Source organism: Shewanella colwelliana, assembly GCF_001735525.1.
Classification (GTDB): domain Bacteria; phylum Pseudomonadota; class Gammaproteobacteria; order Enterobacterales; family Shewanellaceae; genus Shewanella; species Shewanella colwelliana.
In genome coordinates this window covers 1-2,420 of sequence record NZ_MCBT01000010.1, presented here as the reverse complement: position 1 = coordinate 2,420, position 2,420 = coordinate 1, and the positions used below count along the sequence as shown (strand labels likewise).

The following is a 2,420-nucleotide window of genomic DNA, read 5'->3' as shown; positions in this document are numbered from 1 at the left end:
TGACCGAAGCACAACAGCTCATGTTAATAGTCCAGGATGAAGTGCAGCTCGATGTGAAGAGTTTTTAGATAATAAAGATATCGGCTTTGTGCCGTGAACAGATGTTAGCCGAGATAAAAATCCACATCTTCCCGTTCACTAAATACGGCATCATGGTTGAGGGTAAAGAGATAAAATTGATGCCTGGAATGGCGGTGACCGCCGAAGTGCAAACGGGCAAGCGACGAATCATCGAGTTCTTTATGGCGCCGTTACTTAGATACCGGCAAGAGAGTATTAGGGAGCGTTAAGTATGAATTTCAACAATAACCTATCGAGGCGGCCATGATCGGCATTTTAACATTTATTTTTCTAATTTTTTTCGTGTTTTTTGTCCGTTGGTTTGCCAAGTGGTGCACTGAATTTGTGCCCGATGGCCCAGCGAAACGTTATAGCTTTTGGGGCGTGATAGCAGCATGTATGTTCATCCTCTTAGGCGATGAGGTCGTAGGGGGAATTCAGTTTGGTTACCTGTGTTATTTATCTCCAAGACTAGAGGTGTTAACGGATGAGCTTGAAGGTAGAAGGATTAGATCTACATCCAGTATAACGGAAGTAAAGCTATCACCTGTAAAAATCAAAGAAGAGCTGGTGGTTATGAAAGATGTGGACACAGGACAACCTATTTTTAAATATTCATATTATCGTTTTTACGGTGGCTGGTTGGCACATTGGACCAATTTTAATGGCTTTAAAGGACCCTATTTTTATTCTAACACCTGTAATCAAGGTTCAGGTAGTAAGCTATTAATTATTAATAATAATATAGTAGTGGAAGAATAACGTTTTAAAAATTAAATACTTGATTTTAGATAAGGGATTATAAGATGACAGATATTAGAGAAGCGTATATCAATGCACTGTTAGCGGATGCAGCATATGCCGTTAACAAAGTGATAGAAAATGATGACAAGACTCCACAAGAAAAATTATTGGATGATCTTTCCGACCGACTAGGTGAAAGTTTAGCCCATTATGTTGTCGCTAACTTCGAACTCGATTTTGATTCCATCATTAATACCAGTGAAGTTGTAGGCACAGGATTTGATGCCAGTGTCTGACCAAGAACAAAAAATAATCATAGGCACAGTCAGTGGCGTTGTGACCGAAGCACAACAGCTCATGTTAATAGTCCAGGATGAAGTGCAGCTCGATGTGAAGAGTTTTTAGATAATAAAGATATCGGCTTTGTACGTGAACAGATGACAGCCGAGATAAAGATCCACACCTTCCCGTTCACCAAATACGGCATCATCGATGGCGAGGTGACTTCAGTATCTAACGATGCCACCGTCGATGAGCAGCGCGGCTTAATCTACGGTATGCGCCTCAAGATGAAACAGAGCACCATCATGGTTGAGGGTAAAGAGATAAAGCTGATGCCAGGAATGGCAGTGACCGCAGAAGTGCAAACGGGCAAGCGACGTATTATCGAGTTTTTTATGGCGCCGTTATTGAGATACAGACAAGAGAGTATTAGGGAGCGTTAAGTATGAATTTCAACAATAACCTAATTAACAATAAGATATCGAGGCGGCCATGATCGGCATTTTAACATTTATTTTTCTAATTTTTTCCGTGTTTTTTGTCCGTTGGTTTGCCAAGTGGTGCACTGAATTTGTGCCCGAAGGCCCAGCGAAACGTTATAGCTTTTGGGGCGTGATAGCAGCATGTATGTTCATCCTCTTAGGCGATGAGGTCATAGGTGGTATTCAATTTGGTTACCTATGTTATGCCGGTCCCGGGCTTGAGGTGTTAGTGGATGATCTTGAGGGACGAAAAGTAAAAGGTACTTCCAGTATGACGGAGATAAAGCTATCTCCTATAAAAATAAATGAAACAAAAATTGTTATGAAAGATGTAGGTACAGGTGAACCTGTTTTTGAATACTCACTTTATGATGCTGAGGGTGGCTGGTTGACGCACTGGATCAATTTTAATGGCTCATCAGAATCTTTTTTGTATTCTGATGGGTGTTATCGAGATCTAGGGATTAATGAATTGATCCTTAAAAATAATATGGCAAAAGAAAAATAGCTATCAATTAACATTTGAATACTTGATTTGAGATAAGGGATTATAAGATGACAGATATTAGAGAAGCATACATCAATGCACTGTTAGCTGATGCGACGTATGCAGTGAAAAAAATTAAAGAGGGTGATTTAGACCCACAAAAAACATTGGTTAAAGATCTTACCAAACGACTCGGTGCTAGTTTAGCCCACCATGTTGTTGATAATTTTAAACTTGATTTAGATTCAATTATCAATACCAGTGAAATTGCAGGCACAGGATTTGATGCCAGAGTCTGACCAAGAACAAAAAATAATCATAGGCACAGTCAGTGGCGTTGTGACCGAAGCACAACAGCTCATGTT

Annotated in this window: 6 protein-coding genes; all 6 read left to right on the top strand. The window is 40.0% G+C overall.

The annotated features are described in order from the left end of the window. The first annotated feature begins 86 nt into the window (after nucleotides 1–86). The 6 genes from BEL05_RS03675 to BEL05_RS03650 all read left to right on the top strand — a co-directional run bounded on the left by BEL05_RS03675 (nucleotide 87) and on the right by BEL05_RS03650 (nucleotide 2,354). Nucleotides 87–290 (top strand): hypothetical protein, encoded by a 204-nt coding sequence (locus BEL05_RS03675; RefSeq protein WP_217629848.1) that lies wholly within the window; start codon nucleotides 87–89, stop codon nucleotides 288–290. 34 nt (nucleotides 291–324) lie between these two features. Then, nucleotides 325–822 carry a hypothetical protein gene (locus BEL05_RS03670; protein WP_069670315.1) on the top strand — a complete coding sequence of 166 codons (498 nt, stop codon included), beginning with the start codon at nucleotides 325–327 and terminating at the stop codon, nucleotides 820–822. 44 nt (nucleotides 823–866) lie between these two features. Then, the gene (locus tag BEL05_RS03665; RefSeq protein ID WP_069670314.1) at nucleotides 867–1,100 is read left to right on the top strand and encodes a hypothetical protein; all 234 of its coding nucleotides are present in this window, start codon (nucleotides 867–869) and stop codon (nucleotides 1,098–1,100) included. A 141-nt stretch (nucleotides 1,101–1,241) separates the two neighbouring features. Beyond that, nucleotides 1,242–1,529, top strand: coding sequence for a beta-barrel domain-containing protein (locus BEL05_RS03660; protein ID WP_069670313.1), 288 nt, complete (start codon nucleotides 1,242–1,244; stop codon nucleotides 1,527–1,529). 49 nt (nucleotides 1,530–1,578) lie between these two features. Beyond that, nucleotides 1,579–2,076, top strand: coding sequence for a hypothetical protein (locus BEL05_RS03655; protein WP_069670312.1), 498 nt, complete (start codon nucleotides 1,579–1,581; stop codon nucleotides 2,074–2,076). 47 nt (nucleotides 2,077–2,123) lie between these two features. Continuing rightward, entirely contained in the window at nucleotides 2,124–2,354 is a 231-nt protein-coding gene (locus tag BEL05_RS03650) for a hypothetical protein (protein WP_069670311.1), read from the top strand. Nucleotides 2,355–2,420: the final 66 nt, after the last annotated feature.

Excerpts from the sequence above, each read along its gene's own strand:
- BEL05_RS03650 (WP_069670311.1), top strand. The coding sequence starts at position 2,124 with ATGACAGATATTAGAGAAGCATACATCAATGCACTGTTAGCTGATGCG.
- BEL05_RS03655 (WP_069670312.1), top strand. The coding sequence starts at position 1,579 with ATGATCGGCATTTTAACATTTATTTTTCTAATTTTTTCCGTGTTTTTT.
- BEL05_RS03670 (WP_069670315.1), top strand. The coding sequence starts at position 325 with ATGATCGGCATTTTAACATTTATTTTTCTAATTTTTTTCGTGTTTTTT.
- BEL05_RS03660 (WP_069670313.1), top strand. The coding sequence starts at position 1,242 with ATGACAGCCGAGATAAAGATCCACACCTTCCCGTTCACCAAATACGGC.
- BEL05_RS03665 (WP_069670314.1), top strand. The coding sequence starts at position 867 with ATGACAGATATTAGAGAAGCGTATATCAATGCACTGTTAGCGGATGCA.